Genomic DNA, 16,860 nt, shown 5'->3' with positions numbered 1-16,860 from the left:
CGGAGGCCGTCCCATCTCCAGTGTCGCCCTCCGGTTCCGCTTCGCTCCACCTACGGCCAACACTGGAGATGGAAGCGTCAATGCACTAACAATCCGCTCGGACCACTCGGTGGGGGCTGGTCATGCCTCGATCAAACTGAACAGTCCAAAAGCGAACAACCCGGCCGCGACCAGAAGGTCAGCCGGACTCTCCAGCCAGGCCAGCGCCTCGGCCATGCCGCCGGCATCGCTGGCGCGTGAGTCGAGTCCTGCCTTGATGATGAAAGCACCGCTGATCACGAACACGACGCCGCGCGCAGCATAGCCGAGCCGTCCGCTCCATTTCGCCCAAGGCCGTCGTGCGATGTCCGGCTCAAGATGCTTGAGGTACGACCCCTTCGCGGCCTTGATCAGTTGATAGAGTCCGATCACAGTCAGCAGAGCGCCTGCCAGCGCCACCACCGCCCAGCCGCCGGGCAGGTCCAGCGCGGCGCGGGCACTCTCCTGCGAGCCACCGCCAATCGACCGCGCGCCCTGGATCAGCTGCACCGCCTGCCATGCCAGCAACAGGTGGACCAGTCCGCTAAGACCCGCGCCTGCCCGCTCGGCATAGCCCTTGCCGTCAGTATCGTGCCGCTCGATGTCGAACGTCGCATCGGCCATGCGCCAGATGCCATAGCCGACCAGTCCCGCGGCCATGACGACCATCAGCAACTTGCCGGTCCCCTCGCCAAGATACTCAAGCGCACCGCTCGGATCCTCGGCGCGGCCCGTGCGCACGATCAGCACAGCGATGATAAGGTAAAGGAGTCCTCGGGTCGCGAAGCCGATCCTCGTGAGCGACGTCAGTCGCGCGCTGACATCCATGGCACCGTCCTCCTGCCCGCCGCCAACGGTCGCATGCGACCTCTGTTCCACCAGCACCGCGATAACCTTCGCGTGTCTCTCGTTGAACCCTGACATTTGGTCCCAGATGAACGTCGGCGCTCGCCAACGGTTGATCCCCGATGCCAAGCTTCTCGTCGCCCGAACCCTATATTCTCTGGCTCACCGGCGCGGGCGTCCTCATCGCGCTGGTGGCGTGGTTGCCGCTCGCGTTGAAGCGGTTGCCGCTGTCTTTGCCGATCATTTGCATGGCGATCGGCGCGGGCATCTTTCTGCTGCCCGCCATATCACTGCGGCCGATGCCGCTCGCATTTCCGGCAATCACCGAACGGTTGACCGAACTCGTGGTCATCATTGCATTGATGGGAGCCGGGCTGAAACTCGACCGCATCTTCAGCTGGCGCCGATGGCGCGTCACATGGCGATTGCTCGCCATCACCATGCCACTTTCGATCGCCGCGATCACGCTGATCGGCGGATGGGGGCTTGGGTTGTCCTGGACCGCGGCCCTGCTGCTTGGCGCTGCCCTCGCGCCAACCGATCCGGTCCTCGCATCCGACGTGCAGGTCGGCCCACCCCGGAGCGGCGAGGAAGATGAAGTGCGCTTCGGCCTCACTTCCGAGGCCGGACTGAACGATGGGCTGGCATTTCCCTTCGTGAACCTGGCGATCGCCCTTGCGCTTGCCGCAGCCACCGGGGAGCCGTGGGCGCGCGACTGGCTCCTGCACGACGTGCTGTGGGAAGTTGGTGTCGGACTCATTGGCGGGTTTGCGATCGGCAAGCTGTTCGGCTGGCTCACATTTCACGTCCCGGCGGAAAGCAAGCTCGCGCAAACCGGCGACGGGCTTATCGCCATCGCCGCGACCTTCGTCTCCTATGGTGTGACGGAGATCCTCGACTGTTACGGCTTTCTCGCCGTGTTCATCACCGCGCTGACGCTGCGCCGTTCACACCGCGATCATGAATTCCAGCGCGAGATGCACGACATCACCGAGCAGGTTGAGCGGATCGCGATGATGGTCGTGTTGATCCTGTTTGGCGGCGCGCTGGTGAGCGGGTTACTGTCGCCGCTGCGCTGGCAGGATGTGCTGGCTGCGGTCGCGATCATCCTGCTCGTCAGGCCGATTGCGGGGCTGATCGGCCTGGCAGGCTTTGCCGCGGACCGCATGGAGAAGCTGACGCTCGCTTTCTTTGGCATCCGCGGCGTCGGCTCATTCTATTACCTCGCCTACGCGCTCAATCATGCCGACTTCGCCGAGGCCGAGCGGCTCTGGGCGATCGTGGGACTGGTCGCGCTTCTTTCGATCCTTCTGCACGGTCTGACCGTGACACCGGTGATGCGGTCGATCGATCGGCAACAGGGACGTGATCCCGACGGACCGGATGCATCGCCAGCCGCGGAAGCTGCCACCGGCGCGGAGATCAAAGAGTAACCAACGCCATAGTAAGTCGAATGACACACCGAACGTCCGCTCGTAAGGTGCAACGCCGATCACTACTGAATGCATGCATCGCAATAAGCCAAACTGCGTTTGGCTCGTAGCATTCCGGATGATGCCATGATTCAACAGCTGATCCTGCCTTGCCCAGCATGTGCGGCGCTCAACCGCGTACCGAGCGACAGGTTTGGCCACGGCAACTGCGGTCGCTGCAAAGGCGCGCTGTTCACTGGCAAACCAGTGACCTTGTCGAGCCAGAACTTCGACGCTCATGCGAGCCGATCGGACCTGCCGCTGCTCATCGACTTGTGGGCGCCCTGGTGCGGTCCATGCCTGCAAATGGCACCCGCATTTGACGCCGCCGCGGCCCAGCTCGAACCGCAGCTTAGGCTAGGCAAGCTCGACACCCAGTCTCAGCCAGATATCGCAGCTCGCTACGGCATTCGTTCGATCCCCACGCTGATTCTGATGAGCAAAGGCCGCGAGATTGCGCGCCAGAGCGGGGCGATGCAGGCCGGTATGATCGTGCAGTGGGCGCGAAGCGCGGCAGCGGGTCAAGCTGCCTGATTGTATCGGTTAGATTGCTTATGCGGCGCCGTGGCCAACGGGCGCAGCTGGAGCGAAGGCGTGCGACACACGTTACGCAGCAATGCGAATGCTGTTTCTCGCTGCGGTGGCGACAGCCAGCGCGTGCTGCGCGCCAGTAGAAAAGCTGACTGGTGAGTCCAGAACGCGCGAGCCGATCGGCATCGCCACAGACGATGGCAGCTTTCTGAAGCGCATCGACCCACTTGGCGGCCAGTGGCGGGTCGAGAGGATCGATGGAGATGACTTCACGGTCCACAAGGCCTGGGTCGACTTTAGCGCGGGCGGGTTCCTCAATCACGGCGCGGGGTGCAGCGGTGGCTATCCTGCATTCTACCGGAGCAGCGGTGAGCGGATCACGATCACCCGGCTGGAGCCGATCCGTATTGGCAAATGTTCAGCTGCCGAGGCCGTGGCGAGGGCCGATGCGGCTGCGAGCGAGCGGCGACTGGCCAGTTTCCTCGACCAGGTCGCAGCCTGGACGAAATCTGATGACCAGACACTCATCCTGAGCGCCCGCGATGGCACGCGCGCGCTGCTCAAGCGCCCGGTCGAACCAAATCCCGAACTGGCTGGGCGATGGCTGATCGAGAGCATCGGCGGCCGGCCGCTCGTGACGGAGCGTCGCCCCGCGACATTGATGATCTCAAGGGGATCGATCGGCGCGTCGGCCGACTGCAACGGCATGGGCAGCAGCTTCACTATTCCTTCGCCTGGGCGGCTTGCGGTCACCGGTCCGATCATATCCACCGCGATGGGCTGTCTCGCGGAAGACGCGGCCGAGGACGCATTGATGGCTCAGGCGATGCGCTCCGCAACAGCCTATCAGCTTCTGCGAGGACGGCTTATTCTTACAGGCGGGCCGGGCATGATCCTGCGCCGTCCTGCACCCACGAACCAGCAGCTTGCGGGCGATTATGAAGCGTGCGGCAACACGCTGCTCGGCGCCTATCACGAAGGACCGATCACGCTCGCCATCGACAACCGGACGATGCGAGACAACGCCGGGTGCATCGCGACGTACGAGGCGGACGGTCCCCAACTCACCCTGCGGCTGGGCGAGGGTGCCGCCTGTGCTAACCCTGCCCCACCCTACCAGCCGGGCAGGCCCACGGGCATCGGCGGCAAGATCTCGACGCTTGCCGTCGCGCAGCCAGATGGCTTTGCCTTTGACGAGCAAGGCCGATTGATTCTGCGAACGAGCCGCGGCTTGCTGAACATGTGCCGCAAGGGCACTCCGCCACCCGTTGGGAGCTGAGGTTTCAAACCCAAATTCCATGGGATCAATTCCGGTTCGGCATTTCGCCGCGCTGGCGTGCTTCGGTCTCTTGTCGCCATGATCCGGTATCACTGCGGGGCGACAGACCCTGAAAGCCCCAAGGGATACTCTAGCCCAGATCCCGAAGACTCGCCGCCAGATCCGCTTGCCGGAACGGCTTGGTCAACCTTGCAAGCTGTGGCTCAATTCCAGCGGCATCGGCATATCCTGAAATGATCAGCAGCCTGGTATCGGGCAAGCGCTCGCGCACGCGGAGCGCCAGCTGCGTGCCCGTCATGTCAGGCATCAGGTGATCGGAGACGAGCACGTCCGGCACCAGCCCTTGCTCGATCATCTGCCAGGCCTCGATGGCTGACCCGGCCTGACTGACCTCATAGCCGAGATCAGCAAGCATCTGGGCTGCCGATTCCCGGACCAGTTCCTCGTCGTCGACCAGCAGGGCCACCCCCGCCGGGAGCGCCTCGCCGATCGCTGGCGCAGCGTCTTCCACTGCCGGCGTCGACTGTTCGCTTTGCGGAAGCCACAGTCGCACCTCGGTGCCCGAGCCGACCATGCTCTTGAGGGTGAGTGCGCCGCCCAGTTGCGCGGCAAGACCATGCGCCATGGAGAGCCCAAGACCAGTTCCGCGTCCCACGCCCTTGGTCGAGAAAAACGGCTCGACGGCGCGTGCCAGCGTCTCCTCGTCCATGCCCATGCCGGTGTCCGCGACAGTCACGCAGATATATTGCCCCGGTGCGAGGTTCCCGGATTCCGCTTCGTCGATCGGAGCGACAGAGACCGAGATGTGAAGGCTCCCACCATCCGGCATCGCATCGCGTGCGTTCACGCTGAGGTTCAGCAGGGCCATTTCCAGCTGATTGGGATCGGCCAGCGCCGTCGGCAGGCCGGCCGGTGCGTCGACCGTCACTTTGATCTGGGGCCCGATCGTACTCGATATGAGTTCGACCATGCCGCTGGCCAGCGCCGACACGTCAACCGGCACAGGCTGAAGCGGCTGGCGCCGCGCAAAGGACAGTAGCCGCTGGACCAGGGTTCGCGCGCGCTCGGCCGACTGAAGCGCGCCCGCGATCAGCCTCCGGTCCCGGTCGTCCCCCACACCCTTATGCTGCAGTCGGTCGAGCGCCCCAAGAATCGGCGTCAGCAAATTGTTGAAGTCGTGCGCGACGCCGCCGGTCAGCTGGCCCATCGCCTCCATTTTCTGCGATTGCCGCAATGCTTCCTCGGCAGTCACCTGACGGGTCACGTTGCGGCTCGAACCGATGATCCGAATGACCTGCCCTTGCTCATCGAGCAATGGCACAAGCGTCGTGTCCCAATGTTGCGGCTCGCCCGCGATGCGGAACGTATCGCGATAATGGTAGATCTCCCGCGTCACGACCACATGGCGATAGGCTTCCAGAACGCGCGCGGCAGCGTCGGCCGGCAGAAACGCGTCGACCCGCTTTCCTTTGATGTCCTCTAGCTTGAAGCCGATCCCGGTCTCATGAGCAGGGTTGATCTGTTCGGCCGTGAAGCTGCCGTCCGGCTGAACCGCGACGACGAACAGCGGATCGGGGGTGTTTTCGAAATAGGCCCGTTGCAGCGCATCTGCCTCGCGCCGTGCCACCTCGGCTCGGGCAAGCTCCTGCGTCCGCGCCTCTACACGCGCCTCGAGGCTGGCGTTAAGTTCGCGCAACTGGTCTTCGACCGCCAACCGCTCGATCACCAATCGAACGCGTTCGGCGGTCTCTTCCATGAACGTCACTTCATCCGGACGCCAGCGGCGCGGCTGCCGGTCGTTCAGATACACGATCGTCCGCAATCGCCCGTCCCGAACGAACGGCACGACCAGGATCGCCCTGGTGTCCACCTCTCGTGCCGTCTTCTGAGTGCGGGCCTCATCACTCAGCGATGCGGCAGCAAGATCGTCGATGACCACGGTTTCGCCGGCATTGAGCGCAGCAACGATCTTCACGCCGAATGCCGCCGCCGGAAATCGTCCAAGGAGAGCGGGCACCGAGCCGTCGGTCCAGCAAACCTTGTAGTCGAACTGATCTTCCACGGGATCGAGATCACCAAAGCCGGTGCGTGTCACCCCGAAATGCATCCCCATAAGCGCCGCGACCTCATGCAAGCCGCCCTCGGTCCGGGCCTCGCGAAGGGTGTCGGCGATCCTAAGGCGAAGCGCGATACGCGCTTCACGTCGTGCCGCACGCTGGAGCATGCGCTCGATCTGCGCTGCGCCCAGTGAGAGCAGAAGAATGAGAACGGTGACGATGCTGATCGCGACAGCGAGGTAGGTCTGCCCGAAGCTGGCAATCGCATTTGCGTCGTCCACATGGCCGGTCGCGGTGAAGATCGCGGCGTGCATGCCCGTATAGTGCATGCCCGCGATCGCCGCACCCATCACAACGGCTGCGGCAGTCCGCTGGTTGATCTGCTGGTCCCGTGCTGCCAGCCACATCGCAGCGGTCGCCGCGATCATCGCAATCACGATCGACAGTACGACCCAGCGCCAGTCGTAACTCAGCGTGGCCGGCATGCGCATCGCGGCCATGCCGAGATAGTGCATGGCGACGACGCCAGCACCGATCAGCAGGCCGGCAATGGCAATCCGTCCGCTGGAAACCTGCTGCCAGTTGAATGTCGCAAAACCCGCACCTGTGAAGCCGATCGCGAGCGCGAGCGAGACCAGCGTCGGCGCGATATCGTAGCTCATCGGCATCGACGGCATGCTGAACGCCAGCATCGCGACGAAGTGCATCGACCAGATGCCGCCGCCGAGCGCAATGGCGGCTGCCCACAGCCAGACTCGCCGCGCTCGCTGCCGTGAGGCTCGGATCCGGCTCGCCAGGCTGAGCGCGGTGAACGACGCGAAGATTGCCACCGAAACCGACAGGGCAACCAGATAGTCGTCGTGCGTGCCTGTCATGATCATCTATTCAGCGTTCCCACAGCAAACGGCGGTACGCAACCGTGCTGCTACCCCCATCAACGTCGCCAATCGACCCGTCCCTTGCACAACGCCGCATCCATGAGTGCCGCTCGCACCGGAACGCTGCAGCGCGACGATAGAATTACGTCGATTTCTCCTGAACCAACAGCGGGTTGTGGCGTTCCCCTGCCACAGCTTTCCAGGGAGAGGCCGCATGGAGCCGCGCGATATCAAGCCCCACATGGAAGTCTTCGGTGCCGACGGCGTGCGGATCGGGACGGTCGATCATCTCGATGGCGACCGCATCAAGCTGAGCCGGGAAGGTTCGCGCGATGGCGAGCATCATTACGTGCCGCTCTCTACCGTGGGCCGCGTCGACGCGCATGTGCATCTCACGCTTACGGCCGCTTCGCTGCCGGCTGGAACAGCCGCGGCTGCCGGGTGCGGGACGGCTGGTGCCATCCCTCCGATCCGCAACCCTGCCGTTGGAGGCAGCCATCCGCGGCGCAACTATTACCTGCCTTGGGTCCTGCTTGCGCTCGCGCTGCTCGCATTGCTGCTACTCGCGACGAAGGGCTGCACTGACGCTGACAGGCGCGAGCCCGTGGCGACGGCTGATCGGACCGCCACAGCGCCGCTGGCCGTCGAGAGCGTCAAGCTTCCCAACGGCAAGTCCGTCGATCTTCAGCCGAACACGCTCAATTATGCGTTGCAGCGCTACCTGGCATCTGACGAACCGACGCCGCGTGCCTTCACCTTTGACAATCTCAATTTTGAGACCGCTTCCGCCGCCATCCGCCCACAGGACGCAGGGACGATCGAAACGCTTGCGCAAATCCTGCGTGCCTATCCCGACGCACACGGCCGGGTGGTCGGCTACACCGATGCGCGAGGTTCCGCGGCGAGCAACACCGCTCTCGGCGAGTTGCGCGCGCAGGCTGTGATGGCCGCCCTGGTCGAAAAGGGCGTCAACAAGCGCCGTCTCGAAGCGGGTTCGGCGGGCGAAGGCGCGCCGGTCTCCTCCAATCGAACGCGGGAGGGACAGTCCGAGAACCGGCGCACCGAGTTCGTCGTGATGCGCAAGTGACATGCGCGGCTGACACCGTCATCATATCACGGTGGATTGTCGGATGGCCGCCGTTCGTCGAGGATGAATCCCATGATCGTCTATTTGCTTCCGCTTCTGCAAAGCGCTTCGGCCACGCTGCCTGACATCACCATTTCGGCGCATGTCGAGGCGCGATCGGTTGAGATCTCAACCACCGGCGGCCGCATCGCGGCGAGCGCGTCACCAGAAGGCGGTTCCACAGCGGCGGCAAGCACGAGCTTGCCGCGCGGGAGCCTTCGCGGTCGCAATGTGAAGGCGATGCTGGACGTTCAGGCCCGCATCGGCGACCCGGCATCGGACAACAGGGAGAAAAAATGATGAGCAAACTGCTTACTGGCGCGCTGACTGCACTTATCGCGACGCTGGCCATTCCCGCCCAGGCGCAGGACGGCCGCTCGAAACAGCAACAGCCATCGCCCGCTTCCCCTCTTGCCCAACTGGCGATGGCTGGCAGCGATCAGCCCGACGTTCTGCTGGACATTCCAAACCTCAGCGTGGAAGAGATCACGCTCGAGGTCGAAAATCTGCAGGCCAATATCTCACTAGATGCGCGCCTTGCCAATTTGCTGAAGCTGACAGCGGGTGCCGAAGCGCGCGTCGACAAGGTGAAGCTCTCGATCAAGGGCGTGCGGGCGCAAGCCACCCTGATCGTACGTCTCGACAACGTCCGTGCAATCATCGAGCGGACGCTGCAAACGCTCGACAACAATCCGCAGATCATCGACCGCCTGATGAGCACCGTCGACAACACGGTCGGGACGGTCGGTGGCGTGGCGGGCCAGGCGGTAGGTACGGTTGGTGGCGTTGCCATGGCTGCTCTCGGCAATGGGCAGGTGCTCGATCTGGCGCGTGCTGGCCTCACCGAGCTTTCGCGCACGACGAATTCTGCTGGCCAGATTGTGCGGCAAGTGCGCCGGCAAAATGGCCAGCTACTCGAGGTCGTAACCGACAGCGCCAACAAGATTATTTCGACCAGGCAGGTGCCGGCGACCCAGCCGGCCAAATGATGAACCATCGTACAAGGCCATAGCCTATCGCCCGCCGTGCGACGTCCAGAGACCGCTTTCAGTCGGCGGAAGTTCAGGATCGCTTTCGTTCAGGCTCCACGCTTTGTCCGCTTGCCGCGCGGCTTTCAGAACGAGACGATCGCTTTCTTCCGCGGCGTGCAGCGCCAGCTCGCGTTCCTTGAGCTGCCGAGGCTGGGCCTCAACGAGACAAGTCCGGAAAGGAGGTGTCGGGGCGGGAGTATCTCTATGAGGTGACCGACCGGCTCGGGACCATGAGGAGCAAGGGGCCGCTCGACCCCCGCAAACAGGCCGAGTTCGAAGATTACAAGATTGAGAAGGCCGCGCTCAAGAACCGTCTCACCCAAAGCAAGGCGACGCTCAAGGAACTGGGAAGCCTCTATCGCGCGCTTCGCCTTCCGATGCTTCCGCGCGAAGCGGGCAGGATCCTGCGCGAAGCCGACCGCATGCGCTTCCTCGGAAACCAGGCCATGGTCGTGGGGACAAACGCGCTGATCGCCGATGCGCTGGACGCGAATGGCTTCATTCGCGACGCCCCGGACGCCACGATGGACTTCGACATGGCGCTGACCGCCATCGAAGCCGATGACGATCGCCCGACCTTGTGGAAAGTGCTCAAGGAAGTGGACATGACCTATTCGGTCAGTGCGGAACGCCCGTTCCAGGCTCGCAACGCCAAGGCCTATGAAGTCGAAATCCTCTCGGCGCCGAGCCGCATCGGTGGCCAAATGCGGCAGGACAAGCCCCGCCCTGTCCCTCTTCCCGAGCAAGAATGGCTGCTACTTGGCCGACGGATCGACCGCGTCGTTGGCGTGCGCGATGGAGAAGCGGCGCGAATGGTGGTCCCCGATCCGCGATGGTTCGCGCTTCAGAAGCTGTGGATGGCGGAGAAGCCGGAGCGCAATCCGCAAAAGAAGCCCAAGGATCTCAAACAGGGCATCGCCCTGCTCAATGCAGTCTGCCTGACGATGCCGCATTATCCCGTCGATGCCGGCTTCCATGGTGAATTACCCGACGAGTTGAAGCCACATTTCGAGCGCTGGGACGCACAAAGACCGGCGCGGTGAATGCACGCGAGACGCAGTTGATCATGCCGAAGGGCATTCCTTATCAGCGCATGTACCTAATGTGACACTGCCTGAACGACGGCGACGCATTCCGCTACGGCAAGGCGCGTTGTTCGATCGACGAACGGCGCAGCATCATGATCCAGCGGATCGCTCAAGCGGACGCATTGCACGCCTGCCGCCGCGCCTGCTTCAGGCACGAACCGGTCAATTTGGCATGCAGCTATCCGCCGGTCGTGCAGACCTTGCGGCCGCCATATTCGGGCCAACGCAGGGCGAACCCGGCCCGCAATTGAGCGCATGACAGGTCACCGATACCGGGCGCGGAACACCAGGCCGCGGTCCGACTCCCTTTGGCCCACCCGTCTGAGATGCACCGAAGGACCGGCCCCGAGACTTTGATATGGCCCTCCGGCGCTCGGCCCAGCGCCCCGCCGAGCAGGCGCGCCAGATTATCCCGGGCGGCCGTGCCCGATGCGCGCGGGCAAGGATGTCCTAGGCGGCAGCTATTGTCGATCTCGCGTGCCGCGACGCCAGCCAGACGAATGCGAGGCCCCTCGCGACACCAGATTGGGCCATCGCCATCCCACACGCGCGTCGGCGTGCAAGCAAAGACTTGGCCGGCGGCGACGATCGCGCCGCGCGGATCGAACGCTGCTGAGAATGGACCGGGCGTCGAGATGAGCGTCAGGCCCATGAGGGTCCGAAAGTGCTGCCAGGGCTTCATTCGCAGGCCACGCCGTCCCCATCGCGATTCAGTGGAAGTCATGGCTACGCACCTTGATCATTCCCTCCGGATCACCCCCATTCGGAAACGGCGGCGAATACAGGTCGCGCGGTTTCCAGCCAGTTTCACCCCGGTCCGGCGCACCGGCATGGGTCGCGCCGTCCCCGCGTCCGAAGGCGATGGGCAGATCCATCCGCCCGACGGAGCGCAGCATATCGTCCCGATCGACCACCTGGTCCACGATCACATGGATCACCTGCCCCTCCTTCTGGAGCCGCCCGCGCAGCGACACCATCGACGCCGCCATCACGGTCCGCCGCTGCTTCTCGAACCGGTCGGGCCACAGGATGCCATTGGCGACCCCGGTCTCATCCTCGATGGTGATGAACAGCACGCCCCGCGCTGATCCCGGCCGCTGACGAACCAGGATGACACCGGCGACCTCGACAAACCGGCCATCGCGGACCGATGCGAGATCCCCACAGCACACGACGCGCTCGCTCGCGAGTTGATCGCGCAGGAACCGCAGCGGATGCGCGCGCAGCGACAGCTGCAGCGAGCGATAATCCTCGACCACCTCGCGCCCGTCGCTGAGCGGCTGCAGCGTCACCAGGGGCTCAGCGCCTTCCGGCGAGAACGCCCCGTCCCGCGCGTCGGCCGCGGCGAACAATGGCAGCGGCGCTTCGCCCAGCCCCTTGACCTTCCACAGCCCCTGCCGGCGATCCGCGCCAAGGCAATGGAACGCATCGGCCTCGGCGAGCCGCTCGATCGCAGCGCGGGGCACGCCGGCCCGACGCCAGACCTCCTCGACGCTTTCATAGGGCACATTGCCCCGTGCCGCCGCCATCGCCGCGCCATGAACATTGGCAAGCCCCCTCACCTGCCGGAACCCGAGCCGCACCGCGAGATAACGGCCGTCTGCCGGCTCCAGTGTGCAGTCCCAATGGCTGTGGTTGATCGAGACCGGCCGCACTTCGACGCCGTGGTCTCGTGCGTCACGCACGATCTGCGCTGGCGCGTAGAACCCCATCGGCTGCGCATTGAGCAACGCCGCACAGAAGACATCGGGATGGTGATGCTTCATCCAGCAGGAGGCATAGGCGATCTTGGCGAATGAGGCGGCGTGGCTCTCGGGAAAGCCGTAGCTGCCGAACCCCTCGATCTGCTTGAACGTGCGTTCAGCAAATTCCTGGGGGTAGCCGCGCGCGACCATGCCGCCGACCAGCTTGTCGTAGAAATGGCTGACCCCGCCGGTCAGCTTGAACGTCGCCATTGCGCGGCGCAGCTGATCGGCCTCCACCGGGGTGAAGCCCGCCCCAACGATGGCGACCTTCATCGCCTGCTCCTGGAACAGCGGCACGCCGAGCGTCTTCTCGAGCACGGCACGCAGTTCAGGCCGGGGATATTCAGGCTTCTCCTTGCCCTCGCGGCGGCGCAGGTAAGGGTGCACCATGTCGCCCTGGATCGGCCCAGGGCGGACGATCGCTACCTCGATCACGAGATCATAAAATTTGGTGGGCTTCATCCGCGGCAGCATCGACATCTGCGCCCGGCTCTCGATCTGGAAGACGCCGAGCGTGTCCGCCTTCTGGATCATGTTGTAGACCTCGGGATCATCGTCCTGCAGGTCGGCCATGGTGACGGTGATGCCCTTCTCCTGCTCGAGCAGGTTGAAGGCGCGGTTCATGCAGCCGAGCATGCCAAGGCCCAGCACATCGACCTTCATGAACTGCAGGCGGTCGATATCGTCCTTGTCCCATTCGATGATCTGGCGGTCTTCCATGCGCGCGGGCTCGATCGGCACCAAATCGTCGAGCCGGTCCTGTGTCAGCACGAACCCGCCGGGGTGCTGCGACAAATGCCGTGGTGATCCAATCAGTTGCCGGGCAAGCCTCAATGTCAGTTTGAGGCGATGATCCCGCGCGTTGAGGTTGAGCGTCTCAATCTGCGCATCCGATATGCCGTCCATCGACCAGCCCCAGACCAGGCCGGTCAGCATTTTGGTGAGGTCCCGCGGCAGCCCCAATGCCTTGCCGACCTCGGCGACCGCGCCGCGGGTGCGGTAGCGCGTGACCACCGCGGTCAGCGCCGAATGCTCGCGGCCATAGGTCTCGTAGATCCACTGGATGATTTCCTCGCGACGTTCATGCTCGAAATCGACATCGATATCGGGCGGCTCCTTGCGCTCGCCCGAGACGAACCGCTCGAACAAGAGTTCGTGCTGGATAGGGTCGATCGAGGTGATGCCGAGCAGGAAGCAGACGCAGCTGTTCGCTGCCGAACCGCGGCCCTGGCAGAGAATACCGCGCCGCCGGCTCTCCACGACGATCGCGCGAACGGTGAGGAAATAGGGTGCATAGCCGAGTCTGCCGATGAGGCTGAGCTCATGCTCGACCTGTTCGGCATACGCCTTGGGCATGCCGTCGGGCCACTTCACCGCGGCAGCCTCGTAGGTCAGCGCGGCCAGCGCTTCCTGCGCGGTCTTACCGGCCATCACCTGCTCATAGGGATATTGATAGCGGATCTGGCCGAGGTTGAACCGGCACTGCGCGGCGATATCGGCGCTGGCCTGGATCGCGTCAGGAAACGCCGCAAACCGCCGCTCCATCTCCACAGGACTCTTCAAGTTCCGGTCCATGAACCGCTCGCGCTTGAACCCCAGCGCATCGACCGTGGTCTTGAGCCGGATCGCGGTCACCACGTCCTGCAGCGGCCGGGCTTCGGGCGTATGATAGAGGATGTCGCCGGTCGCCACCGCACGAACTCCCGCGGTCCGGGCAAGCGCATTGAGCGCATGCAGGCGCAGCTGGTCATCAGGACGCCGGCGGTAGGACAGCGCGCAATAGCTGCGCGGGCCGAACGCAATTGTGAGGTCCGCCAGCTGGGCCACGGTCGCTGCGTCCGCTTCGTCCGGCAGCAGGATCGCGATCTGCCCCTCGGCATGATCGACGACATCAAGCCAGTTGAGCAGGCAATGCCCCTTCCCGCCCCGCGCCTTGCCGATCGAAAGCAGCCGCGTCAGCCGCGACCAAGAGGGACGGTCCGTCGGATAGAGCAATAGCGCGCGGCCATCGACCGTCTCCACCCTTGCCCCGGGAATCATGCGGACACCCGTCGCCTTTTCGCCGTCCCAGCCCCGCACGACGCCGGCAACGCTGTTCCAGTCGGCCAGCCCGAGCGCTGAATGACCGCATAGCTGGGCCGCCGCGAACAGCTCCTCGGGCGAGCTTGCGCCGCGCAGGAACGAGAAGTGGCTGGTCACCTGCAGCTCGACATAGCTGGTCATCAGCCAAACAGCCCATGGACGTACCAGGAGAGGTCACCAGTCTCGGGCTCGACGCCGTCGCCGCGCCGGAACAGCCAGAAGCGCTCGCCGCCCTCGACCTCCACCCGAAAATAGTCGCGCACCGCCCAGAGTTCGCTGTCGCGCCGCCACCATTCGCCATGGATGCGCTCAGGGCCATCGCCAGCGACCACCTGATAGGGCTTGCCGCGCCAAATGAACCGGCGCGGCGCATGATCGGGCAGCAGCGCGACGACATGCGTCAGCATTTCGGGGCGACGCAGCATGCGGGCGGGCCGTTGCCATTTCGGCCATCCCTGCGGAACGCCTAGCGGCGCGAGCCGGCGCACCGCGCGCTCGGGCACATCGCTCTCCTCGCACGCCAGCCGGAACACGCCGGCCTCACCGGCCCGCCCGGCAAGCTGGTCGATTGCGGGCGCGAGATCGACCTCGTGGCCGGAGGCAGGCAGCAAGGTCGCCGCAGCGGTCGCTCCGAGTGGCTCGCTGCGCGTCACCACCAGCCGCATCTCCTCAATGCCGAGCCCGGGGTCGATGCGGTCCATCCTCAGCGCGAACATGCGGGCGAGATGGCGAGCATCGCGCGTCGCGCGCGATGCCCCGATCGCGATCCGCTGTTGTTCGGCGTCCACGCGAACGGCAGTTAGCACCGCGCTGCGCACGCCAAGGCCGCGTTGCTGCAACAGCGGCACAAGATCCCCGATCAGGTCGGCGATCACCTGCGCGATGCTCTCGGGCGTGCCGATCGGCTCAAGCAGCCGGCGCGTCACCTCGGGCGCCTCGAACGGCACGACCGGGACCAACGGCTCGGCGGCGCGGCCGAGCACCTGGTCGAGCCGTGTAACGGTCGACATGCCCAGCCGTCGCGCGAGCGGACCCCGCGGCATCGGATAGAGGTCGCCGATCCGCTCGAGGCCGAACCGGCCCGCGGCCACCAGCGCGGCATGCTCCAGCCGCAGCGCGGCGATCGGCAACATTGCCAGCCGTTCGGCCTCGCGGCCCGGAGCTAGCAACGCGATTCTGCCGCCGCCATAGCGTGCAAGGGCATGCGCCGCGCCCATCGTGCCCGCCACCGCGACATTGGCCGTGAACCCGAGCCGCCCCAGGAACCGCAGCAGCTTGCGGCAGAACCGCTCCTCGCCGCCGAACAGATGCGCCGTGCCAGTGAGGTCCAGCCACAGTCCATCATCACCGCTGACGCTGGCACCCGGTGTCCAGTAGCGGACCGCGTGCAGCGCCAGTCGATCAATCCAGGCCCGATCGGCATCGCGCTCGGCATCACGCACGTCGAGATCGCCAACCAGTGCACGGGCATGCGCCGCGGCCATGCCGGGCACCAGGCCGAGCGAGCGGGCGTGCGGACAGGCCGATGTGATCACCTCACGCTGGCCAGTGCGCTCGATTAGAACTGTCGGACGAGCAACGGCCTGCGTGACCGCCAGCCGCATCGCGACATTCCCAGGCGCACCCTCGTCGGGGCGCATCGCCTTGAACGGATGCTCCGCAGCTTCCGAGCGCCGACCCATTTCGCGCGTTGGCGGGCGCTGATGCGCCGGCATCGCCGCGATGCGCTCGGCAAGCTCGACCTTCTCCAGCGCGCCGTCCCCCGCCCAGCGCGCGCCCGGCCGCCAGCCGCCGCCGCGCGGCACCGAGCAGGCACCGGGATCGTCGTCAATCGGCTCGGGCAGCGCCGCTCTTACGGCGCGCTGCTCAGGCGGCCTGGCTGGCCGCTCTGCCCGCCGCAAACGCTCGATCGGGAGCTGCGGCAGGTAGAGCGAGGCGACCCGTGTCATCGCAAGCCTCGAGCAAAAGAGAAAAGGGATTGCCGCCACGCTGGCGGGTCAACTCGACCGACCAGCAGGCACGGCCGACGCCGGGATGCGGCAGCCGCACCGATGGCGCGCAGCCGATCCGCCAGCGCGTCATCGCGGTCGAGGGTTGATCGAGCGGATCGCGCGCGGTCTTGCGCCAGCGCCGCAGTAGCAGCATCGGGGTCGCGCCATCACAGGCAGCAAGCTGGAGCCGGCGGGTCGCGGTCTGGTCGGCGACCTTCACCTCGGCGATCACCGCCGCGAAGCTGCCATCGCGCAACGCGTCCTCAGCCAGCGCCAGAGCCATGACATCGTCGCGCGCCTCGACATAGAGCAGACGATCGGGACTCAACCCGGCCTGTTCGAGCCCGGGCGCATAGAGATCGAGCCGCGTGATCGCCCACACGACCATACCACCCGGCCGCTCGGCGAATCGCGCCGCGATGCCCGCGACGAACAAGGTCGCTGCGGCATCGTCGCCAAGCGTGGGAGAGCCGGCGCTGATCTCATGAAGCGTCGCCGCAGCGAGGCCGCCGCCCGCCAGCCGCGCATCGAGCGCGTCGATGCCAAATGGCAGCACCTGGGCGTGCCGCGACGCGGGTGCATCGACCTGCGCACGCAGCTCGGCGAGCAGGCGCAGACGATCAGCATCGGCAAGGGTGGCGGCGGCAAGCATAGGGAATAACGACTCAAATGTTCCTATAATGTTCCGCCTCGCCGCGAGATTCGTCAAGCCGTTG

General features: G+C 65.1%; 13 protein-coding genes and 1 pseudogene. 8 read left to right on the top strand and 6 right to left on the bottom strand.

Annotation, left to right across the window (positions count from 1 at the left end; all coding sequences use genetic code 11):
- Window positions 1–89, top strand: a pseudogene (locus tag M9978_RS14050) (integrase catalytic subunit); the annotation flags it as partial.
- A gap of 31 nt (window positions 90–120) precedes the next feature.
- Here the strand turns inward: M9978_RS14050 and M9978_RS14045 are convergent.
- Window positions 121–897, bottom strand: a complete 777-nt coding sequence (locus M9978_RS14045; protein ID WP_254294225.1) for a DUF1206 domain-containing protein — start codon at window positions 895–897, stop codon at window positions 121–123.
- Window positions 898–1,064: 167 nt separating this feature from the next.
- Here M9978_RS14045 and M9978_RS14040 point away from each other — a divergent pair, with 167 nt between their 5' ends.
- The 3 genes from M9978_RS14040 (at window position 1,065) to M9978_RS14030 (ending at window position 4,146) form a co-directional block, all read left to right on the top strand.
- Window positions 1,065–2,297, top strand: a complete 1,233-nt coding sequence (locus M9978_RS14040; protein ID WP_254294223.1) for a cation:proton antiporter — start codon at window positions 1,065–1,067, stop codon at window positions 2,295–2,297.
- 126 nt (window positions 2,298–2,423) lie between these two features.
- Window positions 2,424–2,870: a thioredoxin TrxC gene (gene trxC / locus M9978_RS14035; RefSeq protein ID WP_254294221.1), complete on the top strand. Its 447-nt coding sequence runs from the start codon at window positions 2,424–2,426 to the stop codon at window positions 2,868–2,870.
- A gap of 88 nt (window positions 2,871–2,958) precedes the next feature.
- Entirely contained in the window at window positions 2,959–4,146 is a 1,188-nt protein-coding gene (locus M9978_RS14030) for an META domain-containing protein (protein ID WP_254294219.1), read from the top strand.
- Window positions 4,147–4,276: 130 nt separating this feature from the next.
- Here the strand turns inward: M9978_RS14030 and M9978_RS14025 are convergent, their stop codons facing one another.
- Window positions 4,277–7,084 carry an MHYT domain-containing protein gene (locus M9978_RS14025; protein WP_254294217.1) on the bottom strand — a complete coding sequence of 936 codons (2,808 nt, stop codon included), beginning with the start codon at window positions 7,082–7,084 and terminating at the stop codon, window positions 4,277–4,279.
- Between the two features lie 211 nt (window positions 7,085–7,295).
- Here M9978_RS14025 and M9978_RS23385 point away from each other — a divergent pair, with 211 nt between their 5' ends.
- From M9978_RS23385 to M9978_RS14000, 4 genes are all read left to right on the top strand, one after another.
- Window positions 7,296–8,168 (top strand): DUF2171 domain-containing protein, encoded by an 873-nt coding sequence (locus tag M9978_RS23385; protein ID WP_367305105.1) that lies wholly within the window; start codon window positions 7,296–7,298, stop codon window positions 8,166–8,168.
- Window positions 8,169–8,240: 72 nt separating this feature from the next.
- Window positions 8,241–8,507 carry a hypothetical protein gene (locus M9978_RS14010; RefSeq protein WP_254294215.1) on the top strand — a complete coding sequence of 89 codons (267 nt, stop codon included), beginning with the start codon at window positions 8,241–8,243 and terminating at the stop codon, window positions 8,505–8,507.
- Entirely contained in the window at window positions 8,507–9,196 is a 690-nt protein-coding gene (locus M9978_RS14005; protein ID WP_254294213.1) for a hypothetical protein, read from the top strand. The genes M9978_RS14010 and M9978_RS14005 overlap by 1 nt, the downstream gene beginning before the upstream one ends.
- Window positions 9,197–9,420: 224 nt before the next feature.
- Window positions 9,421–10,281, top strand: coding sequence for a GSU2403 family nucleotidyltransferase fold protein (locus M9978_RS14000; RefSeq protein WP_254294211.1), 861 nt, complete (start codon window positions 9,421–9,423; stop codon window positions 10,279–10,281).
- A gap of 223 nt (window positions 10,282–10,504) precedes the next feature.
- Here the strand turns inward: M9978_RS14000 and M9978_RS13995 are convergent, their stop codons facing one another.
- From M9978_RS13995 to M9978_RS13980, 4 genes are read right to left on the bottom strand one after another with little or no spacing between them, the layout of a single operon-like run.
- A complete protein-coding gene (locus tag M9978_RS13995) occupies window positions 10,505–10,978 on the bottom strand; it encodes a thermonuclease family protein (protein ID WP_254294243.1) in 474 nt (157 codons plus the stop codon).
- 58 nt (window positions 10,979–11,036) lie between these two features.
- Window positions 11,037–14,294 (bottom strand): error-prone DNA polymerase, encoded by a 3,258-nt coding sequence (locus M9978_RS13990; protein ID WP_254294209.1) that lies wholly within the window; start codon window positions 14,292–14,294, stop codon window positions 11,037–11,039.
- Window positions 14,294–16,102, bottom strand: a complete 1,809-nt coding sequence (locus M9978_RS13985) for a Y-family DNA polymerase (RefSeq protein WP_367305104.1) — start codon at window positions 16,100–16,102, stop codon at window positions 14,294–14,296. The genes M9978_RS13990 and M9978_RS13985 overlap by 1 nt, the downstream gene beginning before the upstream one ends.
- Complete coding sequence (locus tag M9978_RS13980; protein ID WP_254294207.1) at window positions 16,020–16,796, bottom strand: ImuA family protein; 777 nt, start codon at window positions 16,794–16,796, stop codon at window positions 16,020–16,022. Before M9978_RS13980 ends, M9978_RS13985 begins: the two co-directional genes overlap by 83 nt.
- Window positions 16,797–16,860: the final 64 nt, after the last annotated feature.

The organism is Sphingomonas tagetis, from assembly GCF_024211275.1.
GTDB lineage: Bacteria > Pseudomonadota > Alphaproteobacteria > Sphingomonadales > Sphingomonadaceae > Sphingomonas > Sphingomonas tagetis.
This window is presented reverse-complemented; position numbering and strand designations above follow the sequence as displayed.

What these genes read in the sequence shown, in the direction of transcription:
- trxC (WP_254294221.1), top strand. Translation starts at nt 2,424, where the DNA reads ATGATTCAACAGCTGATCCTGCCTTGCCCAGCATGTGCGGCGCTCAAC.
- M9978_RS14030 (WP_254294219.1), top strand. Translation starts at nt 2,959, where the DNA reads ATGCTGTTTCTCGCTGCGGTGGCGACAGCCAGCGCGTGCTGCGCGCCA.
- M9978_RS14025 (WP_254294217.1), bottom strand. Translation starts at nt 7,084, where the DNA reads ATGATCATGACAGGCACGCACGACGACTATCTGGTTGCCCTGTCGGTT.
- M9978_RS23385 (WP_367305105.1), top strand. Translation starts at nt 7,296, where the DNA reads ATGGAGCCGCGCGATATCAAGCCCCACATGGAAGTCTTCGGTGCCGAC.
- M9978_RS14010 (WP_254294215.1), top strand. Translation starts at nt 8,241, where the DNA reads ATGATCGTCTATTTGCTTCCGCTTCTGCAAAGCGCTTCGGCCACGCTG.
- M9978_RS14005 (WP_254294213.1), top strand. Translation starts at nt 8,507, where the DNA reads ATGAGCAAACTGCTTACTGGCGCGCTGACTGCACTTATCGCGACGCTG.
- M9978_RS13995 (WP_254294243.1), bottom strand. Translation starts at nt 10,978, where the DNA reads ATGGGCCTGACGCTCATCTCGACGCCCGGTCCATTCTCAGCAGCGTTC.
- M9978_RS13990 (WP_254294209.1), bottom strand. Translation starts at nt 14,294, where the DNA reads ATGACCAGCTATGTCGAGCTGCAGGTGACCAGCCACTTCTCGTTCCTG.
- M9978_RS13985 (WP_367305104.1), bottom strand. Translation starts at nt 16,102, where the DNA reads ATGACACGGGTCGCCTCGCTCTACCTGCCGCAGCTCCCGATCGAGCGT.
- M9978_RS13980 (WP_254294207.1), bottom strand. Translation starts at nt 16,796, where the DNA reads ATGCTTGCCGCCGCCACCCTTGCCGATGCTGATCGTCTGCGCCTGCTC.